This window comes from Granulicella sp. L60 (genome assembly GCF_009765825.1).
Taxonomy (GTDB): Bacteria; Acidobacteriota; Terriglobia; order Terriglobales; family Acidobacteriaceae; genus Edaphobacter.
Genome location: NZ_LMUR01000003.1, coordinates 358,975 through 379,666, shown reverse-complemented (window position 1 = coordinate 379,666; position 20,692 = coordinate 358,975). Strand labels below are relative to the sequence as shown.

The 20,692-nt window shown below is 54.5% G+C and carries 16 protein-coding genes and 1 pseudogene; 8 read left to right on the top strand and 9 right to left on the bottom strand.

Features of this window, described 5'->3' with window-relative positions; all coding sequences use genetic code 11:
• The first annotated feature begins 195 nt into the window (after positions 1-195).
• A complete protein-coding gene (locus GSQ82_RS02380; RefSeq protein WP_158790391.1) occupies positions 196-1,080 on the top strand; it encodes a site-specific integrase in 885 nt (294 codons plus the stop codon).
• Positions 1,068-1,947 (top strand): annotated as a pseudogene (locus tag GSQ82_RS02375) (transposase). Before GSQ82_RS02380 ends, GSQ82_RS02375 begins: the two are co-directional and overlap by 13 nt.
• A 2,089-nt stretch (positions 1,948-4,036) precedes the next feature.
• On the opposite strand, the gene GSQ82_RS02365 reads toward GSQ82_RS02375, so the two are convergent.
• The 4 genes from GSQ82_RS02365 to GSQ82_RS02350 form a co-directional block, all read right to left on the bottom strand.
• Positions 4,037-4,462 (bottom strand): hypothetical protein, encoded by a 426-nt coding sequence (locus tag GSQ82_RS02365; RefSeq protein ID WP_158790388.1) that lies wholly within the window; start codon positions 4,460-4,462, stop codon positions 4,037-4,039.
• 148 nt (positions 4,463-4,610) lie between these two features.
• Complete coding sequence (locus GSQ82_RS02360) at positions 4,611-6,221, bottom strand: carboxypeptidase-like regulatory domain-containing protein (protein WP_158790387.1); 1,611 nt, start codon at positions 6,219-6,221, stop codon at positions 4,611-4,613.
• A 27-nt stretch (positions 6,222-6,248) separates the two neighbouring features.
• Positions 6,249-6,887 carry a hypothetical protein gene (locus tag GSQ82_RS02355; protein WP_216846988.1) on the bottom strand — a complete coding sequence of 213 codons (639 nt, stop codon included), beginning with the start codon at positions 6,885-6,887 and terminating at the stop codon, positions 6,249-6,251.
• Positions 6,888-6,986: 99 nt separating this feature from the next.
• The gene (locus GSQ82_RS02350; RefSeq protein ID WP_158790385.1) at positions 6,987-7,562 is read right to left on the bottom strand and encodes a hypothetical protein; all 576 of its coding nucleotides are present in this window, start codon (positions 7,560-7,562) and stop codon (positions 6,987-6,989) included.
• Between the two features lie 1,447 nt (positions 7,563-9,009).
• On the opposite strand from GSQ82_RS02350, the gene GSQ82_RS02345 reads away from it, so the two are divergent.
• From GSQ82_RS02345 to GSQ82_RS02325, 5 genes are all read left to right on the top strand, one after another.
• A complete protein-coding gene (locus GSQ82_RS02345; RefSeq protein WP_158790384.1) occupies positions 9,010-9,648 on the top strand; it encodes a GGDEF domain-containing protein in 639 nt (212 codons plus the stop codon).
• 26 nt (positions 9,649-9,674) lie between these two features.
• Positions 9,675-9,806 (top strand): hypothetical protein, encoded by a 132-nt coding sequence (locus GSQ82_RS25510; RefSeq protein ID WP_371417149.1) that lies wholly within the window; start codon positions 9,675-9,677, stop codon positions 9,804-9,806.
• A gap of 110 nt (positions 9,807-9,916) precedes the next feature.
• The gene (locus GSQ82_RS02335; RefSeq protein ID WP_158790383.1) at positions 9,917-10,330 is read left to right on the top strand and encodes a hypothetical protein; all 414 of its coding nucleotides are present in this window, start codon (positions 9,917-9,919) and stop codon (positions 10,328-10,330) included.
• Positions 10,331-10,612: 282 nt separating this feature from the next.
• Positions 10,613-10,942 (top strand): hypothetical protein, encoded by a 330-nt coding sequence (locus GSQ82_RS02330; protein WP_158790382.1) that lies wholly within the window; start codon positions 10,613-10,615, stop codon positions 10,940-10,942.
• 122 nt (positions 10,943-11,064) lie between these two features.
• Complete coding sequence (locus tag GSQ82_RS02325) at positions 11,065-11,367, top strand: hypothetical protein (RefSeq protein WP_158790381.1); 303 nt, start codon at positions 11,065-11,067, stop codon at positions 11,365-11,367.
• Between the two features lie 160 nt (positions 11,368-11,527).
• On the opposite strand, the gene GSQ82_RS02320 is transcribed toward GSQ82_RS02325, so the two are convergent.
• The 5 genes from GSQ82_RS02320 to GSQ82_RS02300 all read right to left on the bottom strand — a co-directional run bounded on the left by GSQ82_RS02320 (position 11,528) and on the right by GSQ82_RS02300 (position 18,692).
• Entirely contained in the window at positions 11,528-12,355 is an 828-nt protein-coding gene (locus GSQ82_RS02320) for a glycerophosphodiester phosphodiesterase family protein (RefSeq protein ID WP_158790380.1), read from the bottom strand.
• Between the two features lie 103 nt (positions 12,356-12,458).
• Positions 12,459-15,791: a TonB-dependent receptor gene (locus GSQ82_RS02315; protein ID WP_158790379.1), complete on the bottom strand. Its 3,333-nt coding sequence runs from the start codon at positions 15,789-15,791 to the stop codon at positions 12,459-12,461.
• A gap of 42 nt (positions 15,792-15,833) precedes the next feature.
• Positions 15,834-17,240: a hypothetical protein gene (locus GSQ82_RS02310; RefSeq protein WP_158790378.1), complete on the bottom strand. Its 1,407-nt coding sequence runs from the start codon at positions 17,238-17,240 to the stop codon at positions 15,834-15,836.
• A gap of 331 nt (positions 17,241-17,571) precedes the next feature.
• Positions 17,572-18,147, bottom strand: coding sequence for an RNA polymerase sigma factor (locus tag GSQ82_RS02305; RefSeq protein WP_158790377.1), 576 nt, complete (start codon positions 18,145-18,147; stop codon positions 17,572-17,574).
• 50 nt (positions 18,148-18,197) lie between these two features.
• Positions 18,198-18,692: a hypothetical protein gene (locus GSQ82_RS02300; RefSeq protein WP_174243014.1), complete on the bottom strand. Its 495-nt coding sequence runs from the start codon at positions 18,690-18,692 to the stop codon at positions 18,198-18,200.
• 724 nt (positions 18,693-19,416) lie between these two features.
• On the opposite strand from GSQ82_RS02300, the gene GSQ82_RS02295 reads away from it, so the two are divergent.
• Positions 19,417-20,238: an alpha/beta hydrolase gene (locus tag GSQ82_RS02295; RefSeq protein ID WP_158790375.1), complete on the top strand. Its 822-nt coding sequence runs from the start codon at positions 19,417-19,419 to the stop codon at positions 20,236-20,238.
• The last annotated feature ends 454 nt before the right edge of the window (positions 20,239-20,692 follow it).

Below are 20,692 nucleotides of genomic sequence, written 5' to 3'. Positions count from 1 at the left end.
CTAATGAGCGCTCGTGTGGATCTGTGCGGGGGGCGATCAGTAATGATCGTCCCTACCGCGACCTCATTGAACGGACGGATTACTTCCGACATGCCGACTTGAACGAAGCCGCTGTGCCGCAGACGCGTTCGCGTGTGCCGGGCCAGCGGTTGAGGCGATGATCTAGCGTTTTGTCGCAGAGAAGGAGGATTCTCTGTGACCCATCTACGTCAGATCATGCTGGAAGAGTTGGAGCGCCGCAACTACGCTCCTGGGACGATTCGCACATACATCCGCACCGTTGAGCACTTTGCTCAACACTTTCATCGTTCGCCGGACAAGCTCGGCCTAGAGCATATACGTCAGTACCAGGCTGCGATGTTTCGCACCTGGAAGCTGGCTCCCAACACAGTGACGCAACGTCTGGCTGCGTTGCGCTTCCTTTACATCCAGGGGTTGAAGCGAGGCTGGAGCGCAGCCGAGACTCCGTACCCGAAGAAGGTCCTGCACCTACCGGAGATCCTCAGCCAACAGGAGGTCGCCCGTCTGATCGATGCGACCGAGACGCCCTTCCAGCGCATCCTGGTCATGACGCTTTATGCCACGGGTGCGCGGCGTGCGGAAGTGGCACGCCTCAAGGTGGCCGACATCGACAGCCAGCGGATGGTGATTCACATCCGCGGAGGCAAGGGCCGCAAGGACCGCGACGTGATGCTGAGTCCGGTGCTTCTCGAAGCGTTGAGCTCTTACTGGCGAGGGCTTCGACACAAGCCCAGCGAGTGGCTCTTTCCTGGCAACCGGTGGCATACCTCGAGCCGTCCGATTACAACCAAGGTGCTCTGGACTACGTGCCAGCAGGCCGCGCTTCGCGCCGGCCTCGAGCACAAGCACATCCACCCTCATACCCTGCGCCATTGCTTCGCGACGCACCTGCTCGAAGCCGGAGCCGATCTGCGCACCATCCAGGTCCTGCTCGGGGACCGTGATCTTGAAGAGACAACGATCTATCTGCACCTCTCGAAGAGGCACTTGAGCGCCACCTCCAGTCCGCTCGACAGGCTTCCGCCTGGAACACCAGGAGAAGCCATATGCAGTATCTAAGCCGGTCTCCACTGGAGATGGCTGACATCGTTCGCTATGCAGGCCAGGGTTTCATCGACCGCAACCGACGGTGGCTCAACGGACAGCATGAGAAGGTGCTGACGGCCATCGCGCGTTGTCGCACCGCTGCTCTTGGCGGCCATCGCGATCGATGCTCCGGCTGCGGACACACGGCCATCTCCTATAACTCGTGCCGTAACCGGCACTGCCCGAAGTGCCAGGGCAACGCCCGCATCCGCTGGCTTGAGCAGCGAGAGCGCGAGTTGCTGCCCACGCGCTACGTACATGCCGTGTTCACGCTGCCGCGTGAACTGGCTCCGCTCGCGCTCCAGAACAAGCGGCTGGTCTATGGTCTGCTGTTCCACACCAGCGCCGCCACGTTACTCGAGGTCGCTCGTGATCCTCGACACCTGGGCGCCGAGATCGGCTTCTTCAGCGTGCTCCATACCTGGGACCAGAGGCTGCAACATCATCCTCATGTCTACTGTGATCGCTGCTGGCGGCCTCTCTCCGGATCACTCCGGCTGGATCTCCTCGCGACGATCCTTCTTCTTACCCGTCAGGGTGCTCGGACGCGTCTTCCGCGGCAAGTTCGTCGCCGGTCTTAAGACCGCCTTCCACGAAGGCAGGCTCCAGTTCCACGGCCACCTCGCATCGCTCGCTGAGCCACGCTGCTTCGCAGCGTGGCTCAGAGTCCTGTTCCGTCAGGACTGGGTCGTCTACTCGAAGCGCCCCTTCGGTGGGCCGGAACATGCCCTGCGCTATCTTGGCGCCTACACCCATCGCGTCGGCATCGCCAACAGCAGGCTCGTTGCTCTTTCCGAAGGCAACGTCAGCTTCATAAGCCTTGATATAACTCACAGCTAACATCTAAATACTATTTAGGACTATCTTCACCGGCAAAGGCGGCATCACACTACTTATCTGCTCCAACTGAGTATCAATGATGCAGATAGGTGATTATGTCCGATTCCACTGAAGAGTCTTATGAGAATCAAATGCTCACCAAAGAAGCCCTGGCGAGTTGCCGCAATCACATAGAGTCACTCCAAAACCTCAGCCATCTAACTTCCCTAGAAGCTGAATCTCCATCCCAAGTCAGGCTCAACACCAGAATGATGGAGTGGCATATCCGTAATCTCGCGGAGTTGATTCTGCCTACTGTTAGCCTAATTTTGCCAGCTGCCTAGTAGACGATTGACAGCCAGTATTTCGCCCACCAATCCTCATAGTGATTCTCCCTCAAGAGTAATGAAGGGAACATACCATGTCAGAAAGCATCGTATTCGAACGTGCGCCCGATAGAACTATTTGGGCAGCCTTGGTCGAGTTAGCCGATAATTCAAGGCTCCATAGCCTTCACGTTGAAGCAGATCGGATGATGATCAACCGACGAAACTCCGGCCTAACATCCGCCAGATCGCTGGGCGAGGGTGCGGAGTGGGGCGAGTGCTCAACTGTTATCAAAGACGAAGAGAATAAACGGGAGCAAAACGTCTATCGGTAAATAAATGGGCAATAAAGGCGTTGGCTAACCCAGCACCCTCTAGTGTTTGTCAGCCTGACATTGACACTTATATCAACCTCCGCAAGTTCTGGTACCTAGCTTCCACGCGCTCAGCCAAATGAACAAACCTGCACATAAGGCGTGGATTGGATCGTTCGAGGCGCGTGTCGCCTCTGAGTCGGCACCAAACTAAATGGATGGCGGCTAAGAGGATAACGACGACAGATAGAATTTCTCGAACAATAGATACAAGTGCAAACTCAGCAGAACGGCACTTTTTCACAAACCCAACTTCCTCGGCAGGGCAAATAACAATAGGGGAGGAACTTCATCCTATCAAAAATGTAGTCACTTAGCTTCATTTCTGAAGAACGGTCACAGCCTCATGCAAATTTATGCATACAAGATTGAGTGATTTTGCTCTTCCGTGTGTCAGTCATACGACATAAGCCTATACTCCGCCTAGCGGCACGCGGAGGAGTATAGCCTTGATCACAATTTTACTGGTTGACGGTTTTGGAGGTGCCCAACTCATCACAGTTATGTCTTCGATACAACAATCACAGCAGAACACTTTGAATACAAATGAATAATTGCGTCAATTAATGCTCAGTTTGCTAAGTTACAAGAGTCTAAGTCTTTGCTACAAGGTGTGGGGCTGATAATTCGGTAGACAGGTCTAAGGGCACAGTGCCCGCACACATCGCGGCGGCCAAGCCAACTAAGCGTGGAACGAGTATTGAGGAGAAGGCAAAAATCGCCGAGGTGCAGAGACTGTGTTGGGCGAAGTCAAAGAAAGCGAGCCAGAAGGTTACATAAGCAGAGACTACTTAGGTAGCCGCTTTCTCACTTTGATAGTGACGAAGTCTTATTACGAACCTGTCCCAACCCAACTAGGCTGTTAGCAGCATCACGTCAGTGTAGGCAGGATCAATTCCGCGAGGTTGCGGATATGCCATTCCATCATTTTGATGTTGAGCCTGACTGGGCTTAGGTACTCAGCGTCCTGGGAGATTAGGTTGCTGAGATCTTGGAGTGACTCGATGTGATTCTGGCAGCTTGCCAGAACTTCTTCAGTGAGCACTCGATTCATGTGCAACTCTTCAATGGAATCGTTCATAATCACCTATCTACATTATGATACTCGGCTGGAGCAGGTAGATAAATTATATGCAACCTCCTGCATAAAAAGATAGCTATTTGGCGTTTTACCACTTCATTGCAAGCCGAATCAACACCTTGGAAACGGCAAAGAACCGGTTATCCATCGATTTGAACATCGGGGCATTTCCACGTTGCGTTGGCTATGTAACTGCGTCGTGGAAGACGGTCACCATGTGTCGATACGTTCGCCCCCCTATGAAGATTTGTGCCATTCTCACCAAGGTACGCGCGACCGCTGATCCCCTATGATTACAGTAGTTGGAAACGGCCTCGAAGTGATTCGATTTACATGACCTGCGCAACTATAAATAGAACTCCCGTATAAGTAGCTGCAGGGAGTTGCGGCAAGCTCGACAGGTTGATGCTCAGGCTTAGGTTGTCCGTGCGGCTGGAGTTGCCGACGGTAAGGATGGAACTTATCGTGAAGAGCTGAAGACTGCTGCCGGCTCCAAAGGGACTCGCCTGAGTGAATGGAGTAAAAGTGGTGGGAGACCCAGTTAGGACCTGCCCGCTGACGCATGAAGACGGTATGGAAGTGATGGGCGCACTACTGCTAAGAGCCATCGCAGCACTGCCGAAAAAAGCATACTCGTTCACAGCGGATAGAAGCGTCAATCCGCTCCACATAGTTGTCACCGCAATCGAATTCGAACCGGGGGCAACTCCACCTGGAACCAGATTAAAGCTAACCGCGCCAGGGATTGCCGTCACTTGAATGGTGCCCACTCCTACGCTAGGAGACGCGGGCCTGTGCGTAGTACTAACCGATAAAACCTGTGCCTGTGCAGTGCCAAACCACACGCACCCCGCAATCCACGCGAGCAGCCGATGTGGCCTCTTTTGATTTATCAGGATCATCCTAACTTTTGCCCCGTAGAATCTTCTCCACTACAACCGTCGTGATTGTCTGATCTTCGTTTGCACTGCTGGTCGCCTCCCCCGGAGCAGACACGACGCGATAGCTTCCACCGTTCAAGAATTGATCCACCAGTACCCTCAAGGGATGGGTGCGCGGTTTGCGCTCTCTCACGTAGAAGTACCCATCCGAATCTGTATAAACCGAAAGCTGATCGAGCAAAAGCGCTGCTCCCATGACGGGCTGCCCAAGTGAGTCGAGCACTCTTCCGCGAACCATCATGCTGCCCATCGAATAGCGCTGATAAGCGGAGGCGTCCATGCCTTGTTGTCGCGACACTGCTCCTTCCGTCTCAGCCGTGTACAGCAACTGTCCGTCGGCAGCGACAAAGGTTCCACCATTCAATGCGAGCCTTCCAAAAAGATGGATTTGAGCATTGAGGATTAAGGCTTGTTCGAAGGGAGACTGCACCCTGGCAGGAACATAATAGGTCTGATAGTCCGCGCTTAACGTCGCCAGGTTGGACAAAAACGATCCCCCGAAGCCAAAGGTGTTCTGCCCGTTCGATGTGTCGACAGTCTGTGATAAAACCCACCGAGGGCTCAATGTCTCTTGAACATTAGAGACAAGTTCATCTGTACTGCTTGAACCCTCCGGCCGACTAACGAGATAGCTAGCGCCCACATGGATTCGCGATGTTACATCCCGGCTTGCGGAGTAGACCATCGAGACATCCCCGCTGCCATCGTAGGTCGACTGAAGTAACATCGCAGACATTGCGACACCCGCGACCTGCAGACTGACTGAGGCCTGATTCACTGTGCTGCGCAGATTATTTTGAGACTCATAAACCGGCGTCAGATAGTTCTGCCTTCCTGCCGTCAAAGTGAGATACGGCGTCGCCCTCACCGTTAGCAGGATATTTTCGCGATAGGGCTCCGAGGAGATTGGAGTCTGCACATCCGTGCGCCTGAACTGACTCCCGGATTCGTAATAGGCCGCCTTGAGGTCAATTCGTTGCCGAGTGAGTGACAGACTCGCGGCAGCGTAAGGCTGGTAGGATCCCATTCCTCCAGAGAACGCGATCTGTGTCCCTGTGCCTGAGTTCCATGCCATGCTGTACAGCGCAGTTACCTGGCTCGCCACGATGAAATGTGCCGAAGCCGTCCATTGTGGTGTGACTTTTCCGGTTACAAATAGAATGCCTGCCGGAGTGACAGCGCGAGCGCCATTGAAGAATGGGCTGTTGAACGTGTTTGACGTGGCTCCTGCAAATGCGTAGAGATTTGCGCCGCCCACCCTGGTTGTTACTCCCGCGCCGATTCCAGTCAAGTAGTGACCGCTATCGAAGATATCCGTCGGGAGATTAAAAGGAATGTTGTCGATGCCCAATGTGTATTTTGCCCGCTCCGTTGTCTTCACTAGCTGGGCTCCACCATAAAACTGCCCACCCACCGTACCCGCCCCCACCGACGTCGTATAAGCCCCATTGCGGACGCTCACCGTTCCTCCTTGCGACTGGTAGAGCGACGAGGTTCCGCCGCTTAATTCGACGATCTGGGACTTGAGAAAATCTCCGCCCGCAAAGATTAAAACCAGAACGAGTAATCTCATCGCGACCTCCTTCCCGCTGTCTCGTTCTTACTGTGTGCTGCCTGTAATCGGCCGCTTGAGGTCGAAGTGCTCAAAACGAAAGTCGATCTCCGTGGGAGACCGACTCTCAGACCAGTCCATTTCTATATGTCTTGATCCGCCGGGCAACAAGGGAAAGCCGGCAAGATCGCCGCTCGCATGATCTCCAGTGGCTTTGACCGATTGAACTCTGGCGAGAGCCTCACCATCGTTTTCAATGTCGCAGCTCAATCGGCGGGTTCGGACGCTGTACGAGAGATTCTTTACCTGGACTTCACTCACCGTCAGAGGCTGCTTCTGATAGAGATAGACCGTATGAGGCAGCATTATTCGCACATCTAAACCGTCGCTGTGCCGCGGGTTTGAAAACGTGGCGTACACGGTAAACCATGCGGGTAGTTTATCCGCTGTGGCTTTGTAAAAGACATAGTAGGTTTGCTTTGGTTGAAGCCGGACACTCATCGACGAAAGCTGTACGTGGATATTGCTGTCAAGCGGTCGAAACTGCCCTTTCCCTTCCGCGGTGATGCTGAAGCTCTTTGGCTCCAATATCACAACCATCGGGGACAAAGTGTTATTGGTAAGCATCAGTTTTCCATCCGCTTTGCCTCTGTATTCGACGATGACTGGTTGAACAGTCTGTGCCAACAAGGACGCACTAAGCCAAACTATGCCTACGAGAATTCGAAACGACATGAGATCTCCCTCGTCCGTCCGAAACGCCGGAATATTTCGCAAACCCTCCTGTTAGAGTGCCTGCGCTTGAAGAGTCATGGTTCCCGTATAGGTTGCGGCAGCAAGCGTCAGCCCCGTGGTGCTGATCTCCAGAAGCAGACTGTCGGTGCGAACGAAGGACCGGTTAAGCGCCGTCAGAGGAACGGTATAGATTTGCAGGCCTGCGCCTGCGGTACCGAGAGCGTCTGTCTGCGTAAATGCGGTGTAGGTCGTCGGCAAGCCGAGCAGATCTTCGCCAAGCACTGCCGACGAAGGGATGTTCGATACCGGTGGTCCTGCGTAAGTCAAGGCAGCAGTGGGGCTCGACAGAGAAGCAACCAGAATCACGTTGGCGCGGCCAACGGCTAATGACCAGGTTGTTACGATGACCACAGGAACGCTGCCTAGCGCGGTGCCAGGAACAGTGGGGAGTGCGAAGTTGACTGTGTTTGGGGTGGCGCTAACGCTAAGGGATTCGGCGAGAGTCGCGTTCAGGGTTATGGTAGCTGCGGTCGAGTTAAGTTGAGCGAAGGCAAACTGCGAACCAGGAATGAGTGTGAGGGCGGTAAACATAAGTTTGAAGAGTGAAGTTGCTTTGTTGCTCGGCATAAGAAGGGACTCCGGAGATGATGTGGGTTCGGCATCGTGCCGCGATCTGTTTTCTGGTGGCTAAGCTCCTGGTGAGATCCCGCTAAAACGCAGGTGTTGGATGAATTGAAAAATACCAAGACGAATCCCGGCAGAATAGATTAGGTAAACGTTGGAATAAACGAACATCGAACAATGCCTCACAGCATAGGCTTTTCGAGTACAGTTTGGATACAACTTTTGTAGAGTCCACTGTACTTTCCCATTTTGGTCCCTCGATGTTGCTCCTTCGAAAGCATTCAGCTGAAATAGAATTTCTGGCTTCTTGCTTCCAATACTCCGCAATTACTTCGCTGACGTCGTCTTCGACAATGAACCGTTGCATAATGTCATGCAGAACATGATCGTGCGCTTATCCGTAAGCGGAAAATCCTGCACGATTCTTTGGAAAGAGCGCTCGCATACGAAGGTATTCCGATTGCGCCCCTTACACCGCAGGGGGTCATTCCCATTAGGTGTAAGAATGGCATGCGATACTTCGTGTGGCTTAGCCCCCGTCCTCCTGAGCTTCTTGGGCTTCCATACTGTGCATGGGATCACTACGGCCCAACCAGGGAGAGAGACTTGAATCGCCGAGAATTTTCGACGACTTCGACCTCGGCTCCACAACGCTATAGACACCAGATCTTACCCGTCATCCTCTGTGTGGTCGTTCAATGACACCTTTGGATTCGAAGCCGTCCGATGCGGCATTGGTCATGCAACTTCGGTGGATGGAAATTCTTGACCAAATCGTAGACTGTCGGAGTGACACATCGGCCTCCACACTAAACACCAAAAAGTCCTCTGCCATCCTTTTGATCTGTCTGCATTGGTCCAGTGACAGGCTTTTGCCATTAAGAAGCGGCTTAAGTGCCATAGAACATGTGCCCAGTTGGTCCGTATGGTGGAGGGCATCGGTCGCATCATCGACCAGACCACCGCGTGTTATTCCTGCGTGTGCGCCCAGCCACGTTGGCAATCTGCAAGTCTCACCATCACACGGCATGCCATCGGTCCCAGCCTGGAAACCGAGCTCATACTGCTGAAACGCCGAGACGCAAAGCCTGAGTGGGAAATAATGTCTGAAAATCAGAGGACATGATCTGCAGATACATTGCTGAGACTCTTTCGTGCAAACCACTCACGCAACCTGAAGTATCCATATAATTCGCCGATGCATGAAACAGAGCACAATCTCCAGTCGCATCGCCGGGAGGATACTGCTGGCAAGAGTGGGGCATTCCTGAAGTGTTGAAGCCTTCGAGTGCTGAATTTCTCTGATGCATGGTTCTTACAACTGGTACCTGGTGACGTTGTCGCTGGTGGTCGCAATACTTGCCTCCTATACGACGCTGGACCTGGTGGCCCGGATACGCTCGATTGAAGGGGAGGGCGGCGACGCTTGTACTGGCTGTCTGGCGGCGCTATGTCGATGGGGACAGGCGTCTGGTCAATGCACTTTATCGGGATGCTTGCGTTCCGAATGCCGATTGAGCTCGGCTACCACGTAGGGATAACGGGCTTGTCCCTGTTGACTGCGATCTCAATCTCCTACTTTGCGCTGCATGTGGTCACGAGCAATGAGTTGAGCTGGCGTCGCCTGATGGTGGGCGGTGTCATGATGGGCGTGGGCGTAGCCGGGATGCACTACACCGGCATGAACGCGGCGATCTTTCCGACCGGATCAATCTGCAGTGTCTCCAACGGGTCGAGTACGAACTGGCTGGCCTTTACAGCGACGGGTTCTATCCTGTGCATCCTATCGGTGACTTTGCTTGTCTCCATAATGGATAGGCGGTTCGATTTGCAGGCTTATCGGATGAACGTATCGCTTGAACAAGCGAATAAGCAACTACTCGTGTTGGCGACCGAAGATCCGCTAACGGGGATACCGAACCGCAGCTCGTATATACAGCGGGCCGAGCAGGCTGTTAGCCGGTCGCAGCGCAACGGGCTTTCCTTTACCGTGATGTTCATGGACTTGGACGGTTTCAAGACGATTAACGATTCGCTCGGACACTCGGCCGGAGACAAGCGCTGCTCAAGGCATTTTCCGAACACCTGATTAAGTGTGCTCGCCGGGAGGACACGGTGGCGAGGCTGGGCGGGGATGAGTTTGTGATCTTGCTGGAGCGGCTGGGTCTGCCGCAGGAGGTAGAGCCCGTTGCCAGGGGGCTGCTTGAGTGCATGCCGCGACGTAGTAGCCGTACATATCTGGCTTGAGAAGGGAATTCGTTCAGGACGTCTTCCGAGATGATGAACCTGTTCTGCGTCCATTTGCATCGGAATGCAAACGACGCTGTTCGTGAGCGCATAGCGAAGGGTCGAGGAACATGAGCATCCAGAACAATCGTGGTGACTTGAAGGCCACAGGAGAAAGTGTTCGCATCACCGTCGAAGGTGAGGGATGGTTAAATGTGCCGTTCCCTCTGTTTCTTACAGTTGACGATCCAAACGTTAGGCTGTCTCGCATAGAACTAGATGGTTTAGTTTCCGGTAGTTATAGTTGTAACCGTTTCGGCGAACTGACCTTTTTCGTCGTCATGAGACCGGAAGAGTTTTCGGCTTGGCACGCAAATGGATCGCCCGAGCAAGATACTGAAGGACATATGGCTGTTGTTCGCGCCGTAATGATGTCTCCTACTGGATCATCGGAACGAGCTTTCCCGTTGATGGGATCGATGCAACTTCGAACAACAAAGGCCAACGTAAAGACTTACTACGCAATCTTCGAGGGCCAATGCTGACCAAGGCTCACTGATCGTGCTTACGCTCAAGCACGGACTGATCTGTGCACAGCAGATGGAGATTTTCTCGAGGAGGACCTGAATACACCTCTACGCCGTAAGCTGCGTTCGGCAGACTGAGAAAATCCGCGTGGCGTCTGGCCGATTCGGTACAAAGAAGAAACCGGAAGATCGCGAGGGCCCGGTACGGGTGAGGCTGAGCGGTGAGAAATTCATCAAACTCAAATAGAATTGAGATAGTGCCTATAGATATCAATGTACTACTAACACTGTGGAAACTGGATGACCCTTTACGCGAATCTGGCGGTCTTGAAAGAACTTTCTTCGGTGAAGGTTCGGGTGAGAAAGCCGAAAATGGATAAGTTGGCTCGTGAACTCCTGCGACAACATGAGGGTCGCAAGAAAGTTTCGAATTTGCCTGGCTCGCAATGGATTGATCTGCGGATCGTCCGTTGGTCCTTCGGCTCCCATGTTCCAGGATTCGTTATGGTCGGTACCGTCTTTGTTCGCTTCGTTGTGCTTTTCGTTGTAGCTACCACGTCACAGAGCGTGAAGCCGTCATGCGCGATGACGAAGTTGATGCTTGCATATGGCTTTCGTCGGTCATATTGATATAGATCGCTCGAACCTGTGAGGCGATTACCGAAGTCAGAGAGCTGGCCCTCGTCACCCTTCCAGAAGCGCCGGACCGTGTCTCGATAGCGCCCGTTCCACTCGGCCCACAATACAGGAAATTGACCGACCTGATAGCCGCCTTCACCCACATCCCACGGCTCTGCGATGAGTTTGACGTCTGCGAGCGTGGGATCCTGGTGAATGGTGTCGAAGAACGACGAAAACCGGCTTACATCGTGCAGTTCGCGGGCCAGTGTGGCAGCGAGCAGAAACCGTCGACATGCATCTCCGTCACCCATTACCGTAGGGAGTCCATCAGTATCTTCAGTACCTGTGGATTGCGAGGACTTACGAGCTATCCGGACACAGTCCTCAAAAGCTCCTCAACAGGAGCCCTTGGACAGGCCTTTCCGGCGAAGTAGCTCATAGCAGGAAGCCTGCCGGAGTGTAAGCTTGGCTTCGGTAGGGAGACCTCGCTCAGGTCTTTATCGCTCGATTCGCCGAGGCTAGGCAAGACTCACTATCGTAGATGCTTGTCTTGCCTAGCCTATTGTTTGTTCCACACAAAAACCACATCTTTGCCTATTGATGGTAACCACGAGCACGCAAGTACGCAGTGAGCTCCGCGGGAAAGTTGGTCTGAATCCCAACGGCCCCGTTATCGATCGCATCCTGCCACTCTTTTTCCGTCTGACGATCGACAAAAATGCCTACATTGACCTCTTTCGCAGCTGCAATCGTCGCAGCATTGAAGTCGCGCTCATCGGCGCCCAGCAACTGTGGATGAAGCGTGTCCACCAGCTTATGCACATTCTGCGGATTGAACGCCTCCGGCATAAGTAGCCAGCTCGGCTGTAAGGTAGCGATCTGTTTCAGAAAATCAGGATGCTCCGACCAGAACATCACATGCTTTCCCATATCGTGCCGCTCAATTGCCGCGACCAGCGTCTCAGGTGCAGCATCCTTCGTATCGACGTAGATGCCGATCTTCCCCCTGCAGAACTCCAGCACCTCGTCAAACGTAGGCACCTGCAAGCCGGGAAACTGGCCAGGAAGACGAGCGCCCAGATCGAGCTTCTTGATCTCCGCGAGGGTCATGTCTTTCACCAGTCCTTTGCCGTCAGTCATGCGATTGACCGACGGATCGTGCATCAACACAAGTTGGCCGTCTGACGTGGTGCGCACATCGATTTCGACATAGTCCATACCCGCATCAACCGCGCCCTGGATAGCGGGGATTGAGTTCTCCGGATGATGCGTGTGTTCACCGCGATGGGCGCTCGTCATAATCGTTCGGGGGGCGCCATTCGTTGCCGTTGCCTGCCCAAAGCACGGAGCCGTAACTACGAGCGACGCAAACAGAACCACCGCAGGAACCTTCAGATAAGAATTGGAAAAAGCAAGAGGCATGATCGACTCCATTCGAAATTGCTAGCTGTTTCCTTGGCTGGTAAGTACCGGGGTAGCCCTCAGCGACGCCGTATAACGCATGTCGAAGGCTGCCCGGCCTGCACTAGAACATGTACTTCAAGCTGAACTGCACCTCACGCTGGTTGTCAGGCAGCGTCGAGGATATCGAAGCTCCGCCCGGGACATCCGGCGCAGTGCTCGGTATCTGGAACTGAGCATGATTGGCTACGTTGAACATCTCCGCCCGGAACGTCAGCTGCTGTCCCTCGACGATACGGAAGCTCTTCATTAATCCAAGATCGAAGTTGAGCTGCGAAGGACCAACAATCGAACCCGCATAGCTATTGCCGAAGTTATGGGCAAAGGTCTGCCCCGGTGCGAGTGCGGGGATCGCGAACGCGGCCGGGTTGTACCAACAGGCCAGTGTCCTCTTGCCCGGCGTACATCCAAGCCGTGCCTGATCCGTCGGATCGATGGAGAAGTCCGCGGGGTTACCCAATTGATCGGGCCGCGGACCAAAGCTACCCGTGTTCGTGTAATCGATCGAGGTACCTTCTTTCGCGTGCTCGCCCGTGCGTGCCACGGTAATCCCGCTCAGCTCCCATCCGCCAAAGGCCAGATCGGCACTCCGTCCCATGTTGCCGCCGAACTGGCGTTCTTTACCGAACGGAAGCTTGTAGGTATAGCTGATGGTGAAGCGATGACGGAAATCAGGCTCCACATAGCCCCTCTCGCCATTGGTGTTATAGGAGTCCTGCACCGAAGTGCCCGCTGTTCCGTGGCTTGTTCCAATGTCCTTGCTCCATGTGTAGGAGGCAAGCATGGTCAAACTATTCGAGACCTTCTTCTGTAGCTTGGTTTCGAGCGCATTGAAGTGGAGATTGAACCGCGGATAGTCGATCGTAAGAATATCGCTCAGGCCTGGATCGGTGTTGAAGTAAGGACGGCCATAGTTAGGAGCAGGGCCGAAGTTGGAATCGAGCGGCACAGGAGCCTGGTTCAGATCGCTCGCCTCGTTATCCCACAGGCGCTGCCCTTGCGTGCCCACATAGGCAAGACTCATCACCCAGCTTCCCGGCAATTCTTTCTCAAGACCCAGATTCCACTCCGTGATGCGCGGAAGAAGCCGCTGCGGCCCACTCGTCTTCACCTGTCCGGTCGGATGAAGAGGATCAATCGCCGGAAGCGTTGCCGGGAACCCGGAGCGAAGAAGCTGTGCTGTCTGCGGAATCTGCGCCGGATTATAAGCAGCCGAGTATAGCTCCAGCAAAGGTGGGTTCTCACCAAGGTCGTTGAAGATGTTGCCTTCAGGCGAGTAGAAGATGCCAAACGCGCCATGGACCACGAGGGTCTGCTGGCTCTGAGGCGAATAGGCGAATCCAACGCGCGGACCAAAGTCGGTCTTGTCATACGCTACGCCGGCGTTGGGGATAGCATTCGGGCCGTAGTTGTTATCGACAACCCCCGTCTGCAGGTTGAAGTTCCCTACCCTACCCCCTACAGGCGAGTAAAGGTCATAACGGAAGCCAAGGTTGAGAGTAAGCCCGGGAGCTATCTTCCAGTCATCCTGGAAGAAAGTATCGAACTCCCTCATATTGGTCTTGTCCATGCTGGCTAGGTTGTCCTGCAACTTGCTCACAGGAATACCCAGCAGTAAGTCCGCAATCGCGCTGCCGCCATCTCCCGTGGCAACATTTTGCGTGTACTGGCCAGAGAAAGAGAATGTTCCAAAGGGTGCCTCAGCCTGGAAGAAATCTCTGGAGAGATAACGGAAGTCGCCACCGAACTTGAAGGCGTGACGTCCCTTGAGCCACGTCACAATATCAGCGATCTGGTACGTATCGTCGGTAGCAATCTCAGGAACATAACTCGAGTCGCCGAACGAGGTATAGCCGGAGAGAGTGAACAGCGAGAGACCACTGGAGTAAGGGTTATCTCCACGGTTCGCATTGGGAATTCCTAACTGTTGCGAGCGATCCTGCCCCTCATCCAGATGCTGGGTATTGATCTGCCAGCGAAGGAAGGCAAAGTGAGCATCGTTCGTAATGCTCTTGCCGAAGGCATGGTATTCGCCAATGGCATAACTCTGCTCACGTCCATCAATGTTACTTCCGAAACCCTGGCAGCAGCCTCCGGCCTCCCCTAGCGGCGCAGGCTTCAAGAACCGGACATCCTGCAAAGCCGCGTGTCCAAACAGTTGGTCCGTCTGACGGATATTGTGGTCGATGCGAACATCGAACTGGTCTCCATTCGTTACCTGCTTCGGGGTATACACAAAGTTATTCACCGTACCGGGCAGGTTCGGCAATGGCAGGACATTCAGAACAGCCTGCCCTACGCTGTCGATGCGGTTCGCCGGAATCACAAATGGATTGCTGGGATTCAACAGTGTGCGTTGCGAGCTAACAGGGTTCGTTGTCTGCGGATCATAAAGGTTCGTCTTCAACTCGCTGAAGTCGCCATTGTGCATAAGAGACGTAGGCACCGAGCTGACATACGAAACACCCTGACGAATCCGTTCGCCCTCATAATCGGCAAAGAAGAAGGTTCGGTTGCGAATAATCGGACCACCCAGTAAAGCTCCGAACTGGTTTCTCTGGAATGGAGGCCGTTGCGGATCAAAGTAATTCCGTGCATCTAACCTATCGTTACGGATGAACTCATAGACACCACCATGAAACTTATTCGTGCCTGACTTGAGCAGCACATTCACCGCGGCGCCTCCCCGCCCGAACTCAGCCCGCATGGAGTTCTCCTCCACGCGAAACTCCTGGATCGCGTCCGGTGCGGGCTGAATGACCAGGGTACCCTGTCCGAACTCGTTGTTATCGACACCATCCAAAAGGAAGTTGTTATCGAAGCTGGTAAGGCCGTTGACCGCTACCTGGATTCCCGGCCTGTTATTGTCAGTCGTGCCGCGGAGGGCGCCATTATTCTGCGCACCCTGGTTTGCTCCCGCCCCCAGATACGCCAGTTGCAGGAAGTTACGGCCGTTGAGAGGAAGATCGACGATACGCTGTGTCGTCTCGATCGTGCCCAGCGAGGAGCTCGTTTGATCAATGATCGGCACACTGGCTGCGACGTCCACCTGTTGCTGTGAGGACATCAGGCGCAGCTGCACATCGAAGCTCAGCGACTGGCCAACGTTGATCGTGATCGGCTCGCTTGAGGTCGTTGAAAATCCATTGGCCTGCACAAAGATCTGGTACACCCCGGGGTTCAGGAAAGGCACGGTATACAAACCGTCGTTATTGGTCACCATCCTGCGTTCTACGCCGGTAGCCTGGTTGACAACGCGGACCTCCGCGTTTCGGACGATTGCCCCTTGCGGATCGGTCACTCGTCCGGAAAACTGGGCCGTCGTCTGTGCATTCGCCGAATACCCAAAAATCAGGAGTACTACGGACGCCATGATGCGCACTACTGTCTTAAGCATTGCTTGTCTCCATGTAGTTAATGATTCTGGGAAAGTTATTTGTTAGTGACTGGAGCTTGATTCCGAGGCGAGTAAGACCGTATTCCTGCTCAGTAAGTGAAGGGTCTTAGCCATTTCAGAGGCTATCGATTGCGCCGTGCGGGATGAGGAGTTGCTCGAGGAGATAAGCTCTCTGCATAACGCCACATTGCGCTTACTTTGTTCCATAAGACTGGTGCCTATGGTTGGTATGGTTTGACCATCTTCGGTGCTCGGCTCAGGCACGGGCGAGATGGAATGAAGTATCTCCATCTCCGAATGCAGAGCGGTTCGAAGCATAGAAGAGTGGTTGGTGAGTAATTGAGTCAGAGCGGAACGTCCCGACGGGTCCAACTCCTCATCCCCCTGGAAACGCCGGTTGAGCTCGCTAAGAGCATTACCCTCCCGCTGAATTTCAAGAGATAGACTGAGCAACTGGTTGGAAACCCTGTCCATCTCCTCCGCGCTTCTGGACTTTTCGTCGAAGAACGCTTCAAGCGGCGCCGGTTGCGCCGTCGCCGCATTCTCGATGACAGCGGCCGCGCCAGACTCCGCATTGCGGCGCGCGTTGAGCTCCTCCAGACTCAGGATCGAAGGAACGACGTGGGCTACCTGCCGCAGCTCGGCACTCAGAGCGCGCTGCCTCTCCGTGGTATCCACGATGCCTTCCACATGCACCGTGTTCCTCGATCGCTTAATTTCAATCTGTTCGGTTGCATCGGCGTTCAATTTATTCAGAACGAGCCTTGCCTCCAGTTCGGCCACATCGAGCTGCTCGCCGCTCGGCAACTCTCTTGTCGGCAGGCTTAGCGTGGGCTCACTCTCTCCATGGAGCATCAGAGAGGGCGGCTCCCACAACGCTTCATTGGCCTCGCTCCACTTCAGCTCGGTGTAACTGAGCTCAGCAATCTCCAGCGTGTCCTGGCTGCGGGTCTCAATTGTGCGGCGCACAGGATGAAAATCCGAGGTTCGCATGGTCAGCGACTCCTGCAGGATCGGGCCATCCTGCACGCTGGTGATTACGCTCACAAGCCCATCTCCGGCCTGCTTCACATGGTCCGTGGCGAAGCGCTGATTCTCTCTCCAACGGTTGTAGTCAATGGCCGAAAGCGGCTCATCCCAGCTCACGCCGCCGGCCTCGAGCGCATGCTTCATCGCCGTCGCGGTTTCATCCAAATGCTGCACCTTGGCCACGCGCTTTCGTTGCAGGTCGCGATAGACCGTGCGCTCTATACTGTGCGTGCCACGCCGAATCGACAGCTTCTGATAAACCACTCCAGGCTGCGCGCGCTCGGCGGCCGCATGCTCATTCGCCATCGCCTTCCCCAGAAGATCGGAGGCACTCAGCGATGGTGCAGCCTGCTGCCAGATGACGAACAGCGTTATCGACGCTAGGGCAACAACAAAAATGCTTGCTAAAACCGGATTCATAGAGGAGGGCAGGAATGAGGTGAGGCCATGAAATAAAGAGTTTCGTGAGGATTGTTCTTCTCGGATGCTCTGCTCGTTTAGCAATGCAACCAGTCGCCCCTCCGCGCCGGCAGAAGGCGGCAGGTGAGGTCGCAACCGTCGTTCGCGCCGCTCCACCAACGCAAAGACTGCCTCTTCCATCTGTTTCTTCTTTGCAAGACAATTCCAGCAACCCTCCAGATGATGAGCAACGGCCGCATGCTTGCGAAGAGTAAGTTCGCCATTAATAAACGCGACCATCTGTTCGTCGCTCGGGTGATTATCCGCACTCCACAGAAGCCAGCTCGTAAACTTATTCATGGAGCGCTCCTGTTAAGCGAACGACGGCGCGCTGCATCAGCTCCGAAACGCTGGAGACGCTGACCCCCATCACCGCAGCAATCTCGCGATACTTCAACCCTTCAACGCGCAGTTGCAAGCACTGCCTCTGCTGCTCGGTAAGCTGCGTCATGCAATGATCTAGTTTCCGGTCCAGTTCTTTTTGCAGATAGGAGTCTTCTGGCGTCGGCCCCTTCCCCGGCTCCTCCTGGATGCTCATGGCGGTCTGTTCCTCCTCGCTATGGAGGAAGCGACGCGACGACCGTTGCAGGTTGACCGCCAGATTATGTGCCACGCGAAACAGCCAGGAGCGAAAGTCCGCGATCTTTGTGCCCTGGCTGAGCTGCTGGTGCAAGAGCAGAAAGCTCTCCTGAGTTACATCTTCCGACTCAGGCGGCGTGAGGCCGATGCAGACAAGGTAGCCATAGAGCGGTAGCCGCAATTCACGAAACAGCTCGACCAAGCAGGCGCGATGGGCTGCCCCCTTGCGCTCTTCTGTAGCGAAGAGGCTTAGGTGAGGCCGTAATAACGCGCTGTTTTCGTTCTCCATGCCGGGACAGACTCTTCCTTACTTGAGAATTGCCAATCTCAATTGTGCTGTTACTGGAGAGACAAATGAAGGGCATGAAAGTTCGGGTCTGTCATCGAACTTTCATATAGACAATCGAGCAAGAGCTTCGCGTGTCTAGGAAGTGATGCAGCGCACGCGCGGAAGGGCTGAAACACCTTCATCCATGTCGTTTGGATAGTCTTGAAAAGAAACGCGGTATGTTCAGCATCATCCGGATCGAAGAGAAATCTGCTGGATTCTAAATCTTTTTGACCATTCGCCGTCGATTCGTTTAGACGGGGCTTGGTCTGGGGTAGCGATCTGTCTTTTCTTGCGGCTGTAACATTCTTCGTCTGCCGCGTTGAAAAGATCTCTCCGAACAAATGAAGAATCCAGCCTGCACCCCATCCGAGTACGCCTGCACCGAACAAGCCTGGAACTGCATCTTGAAACCGTCCGCTCATCATGCGGATTCCAGCGAAGATAAGTCCGCCGAAACAGATGATGGCGCCCGCGTATATTGCAAAAGTTTTGAATGTACCCATGATTTGTACGATGTCGTTGGAGATCGCCTGCGAAGTGTCACGTATTGTGGTGTGGAGAGCCGAAAAGCCGCTTCCGGCCGACGCTGTACACGCGTGCCACAATCACGACGGAGTTGGAGAGGGCAAGAACGACCCAAACGCAGGCAAGCGCAGCCGGGTGAGCGTGCTGCTGGCAAACAAGAACTTCGACCAGACGCTAACGATCACGCATACTCTTGGTCCATGTCGGCATTGTGCCTCCCGGAACGCGACAGCTTCGGCACCGTCATCAAATCGCCAATGCACTCATCGATAACGAGATTACTTCCCATATGCCGACATCTCGATTTTCGATCTCGCACGGTCCCGGCACGGATTGGGCGGCACATCGCCCACGCGACCGCCCCGTCCATGGCCTTGACTTCCCAGAGCCAAATTCCCGTCAGTGTCGGATATCTGTCACGCGTCCGTCAGCAAGTAAGTGAGATTGGTGCAGATTCGCGGAGCACTCGTGTAACGCCAAGAAGAATTTAGCTTCCGCAGCGGACTGTGGAATAGGGCATTCACATTTGGCATTGCGGTTGCATTCAAGCATTCCGCATGCGCTTCATCGTCCGCACAGCCAACGCTATGAGTAGGAGTACTGGCGGTGAGTTCTCAGTCAGATGAATAAAGTTTGAGCACTTCGGGCGGGATGCGCTTGATATCGCGGACCCTGCATATTGATTAACAGATAAGGAGACGAATGGACAGCTATCGGGGGATGAATCGGGAGGCGCTTGACCGCGCCTACAACAACGTCGCCGCAGTGCCGGATGTGGCGGAAACGATGGCCGACTTCGGTCGTCGCAGCGCTGCGATCTACGAGTGTATCGGTATCAAGCGAGACCTGGCCTATGGTGAAGGCGCGAGCCAGCGAATAGATTGGATCCCCGGCTCTCGCGTCGGTGCGCCGACTCTTGCATACATTCACGGAGGTTATTGGCAGAGCCTATCCAAGGAGAAATTTGCCCATATTGCCGCCGGTCCACTCGCGCACGGCTTCAACGTAGCGCTTATCGAGTATACGCTCGCGCCCGAGGCACGCATTGGCACTATGGTCAGCGAGATTGGTCAGGCGATCGATTTCCTGGTGGCCCATTTCGAGGAATGGGGAGCCGATCCCACGCGTCTCTGCCTTGCGGGCCATTCCGCCGGCGGCCATCTCGCAGCCTGCCATCGGAATCATCCGGGGGTCTCACTCGTGCTCTGCATGAGCGGGCTGTACGATCTCGAGCCGATCCGGCTCTCCTATTTGAATGAGAAGCTCGATCTTACCCCAGCCGAGGTCGCGGCCTACAGCCCTGAAAGACACATCGGCGCTGGCGCGCGAACCCTGTTGACCGTGGGAAGTGCTGAACTATCCGAACTGAGGCGCCAGACCGCCCATTACGCCTCTTCTCTACGGGCAAGCGACGAGTCGGTGGAGGAGATTTCAGCGCCTGGTTTTAACCACTTTACGATAACGGAGATGGTGGCCTCGCCTGACGGCGCGGTGCTTGACGCTGTGGTCCGGGCATTTTCTTAAGGCTGCCTCATCGGGATGAGAAGAATTCGTCCTGTTTCGTCCGATCAGAACTGCAAAGCAGAGCTTGAAAAATGCATGACTTGTGGGGCTTCACGATCTCCTTTAGAAGTATGGAGGTTGGTTAGCCTCAGATGTAGCTCGTCGTGGTCCCACTTGCTGAGGTGAGTCTAAAAAAACATTTCAAGCAAACTCATTCTTTATTTTTAATCACCGCTCCCAGAAGCCTCTGGAGAGGCTCACGTTTTGAACTCGATTGGAGTCCAAGAGCCGGTCCCTTAGACAGCAACACCGACGCTTGCAGGTAAAGACTGCCTGCGTCGTAGTCACAGGGCGAAGATACGCCAGCTATCCGGCCGACGACGACACCAGCCGTGGGGCCAAGAACGAAACCTGGACTTGCCCTCCAAGCATCATGCAGAGGATTCGTTGGCCGCTCAGCTCTCAGAAGCTTTAC

What these genes read in the sequence shown, in the direction of transcription:
- GSQ82_RS02360 (WP_158790387.1), bottom strand. Translation starts at nt 6,221, where the DNA reads ATGAGATTACTCGTTCTGGTTTTAATCTTTGCGGGCGGAGATTTTCTC.
- GSQ82_RS02350 (WP_158790385.1), bottom strand. Translation starts at nt 7,562, where the DNA reads ATGCCGAGCAACAAAGCAACTTCACTCTTCAAACTTATGTTTACCGCC.
- GSQ82_RS02345 (WP_158790384.1), top strand. Translation starts at nt 9,010, where the DNA reads ATGTCGATGGGGACAGGCGTCTGGTCAATGCACTTTATCGGGATGCTT.
- GSQ82_RS02335 (WP_158790383.1), top strand. Translation starts at nt 9,917, where the DNA reads ATGAGCATCCAGAACAATCGTGGTGACTTGAAGGCCACAGGAGAAAGT.
- GSQ82_RS02330 (WP_158790382.1), top strand. Translation starts at nt 10,613, where the DNA reads ATGACCCTTTACGCGAATCTGGCGGTCTTGAAAGAACTTTCTTCGGTG.
- GSQ82_RS02320 (WP_158790380.1), bottom strand. Translation starts at nt 12,355, where the DNA reads ATGCCTCTTGCTTTTTCCAATTCTTATCTGAAGGTTCCTGCGGTGGTT.
- GSQ82_RS02315 (WP_158790379.1), bottom strand. Translation starts at nt 15,791, where the DNA reads ATGCTTAAGACAGTAGTGCGCATCATGGCGTCCGTAGTACTCCTGATT.
- GSQ82_RS02310 (WP_158790378.1), bottom strand. Translation starts at nt 17,240, where the DNA reads ATGAATCCGGTTTTAGCAAGCATTTTTGTTGTTGCCCTAGCGTCGATA.
- GSQ82_RS02305 (WP_158790377.1), bottom strand. Translation starts at nt 18,147, where the DNA reads ATGGAGAACGAAAACAGCGCGTTATTACGGCCTCACCTAAGCCTCTTC.
- GSQ82_RS02300 (WP_174243014.1), bottom strand. Translation starts at nt 18,692, where the DNA reads ATGGGTACATTCAAAACTTTTGCAATATACGCGGGCGCCATCATCTGT.
- GSQ82_RS02295 (WP_158790375.1), top strand. Translation starts at nt 19,417, where the DNA reads ATGGACAGCTATCGGGGGATGAATCGGGAGGCGCTTGACCGCGCCTAC.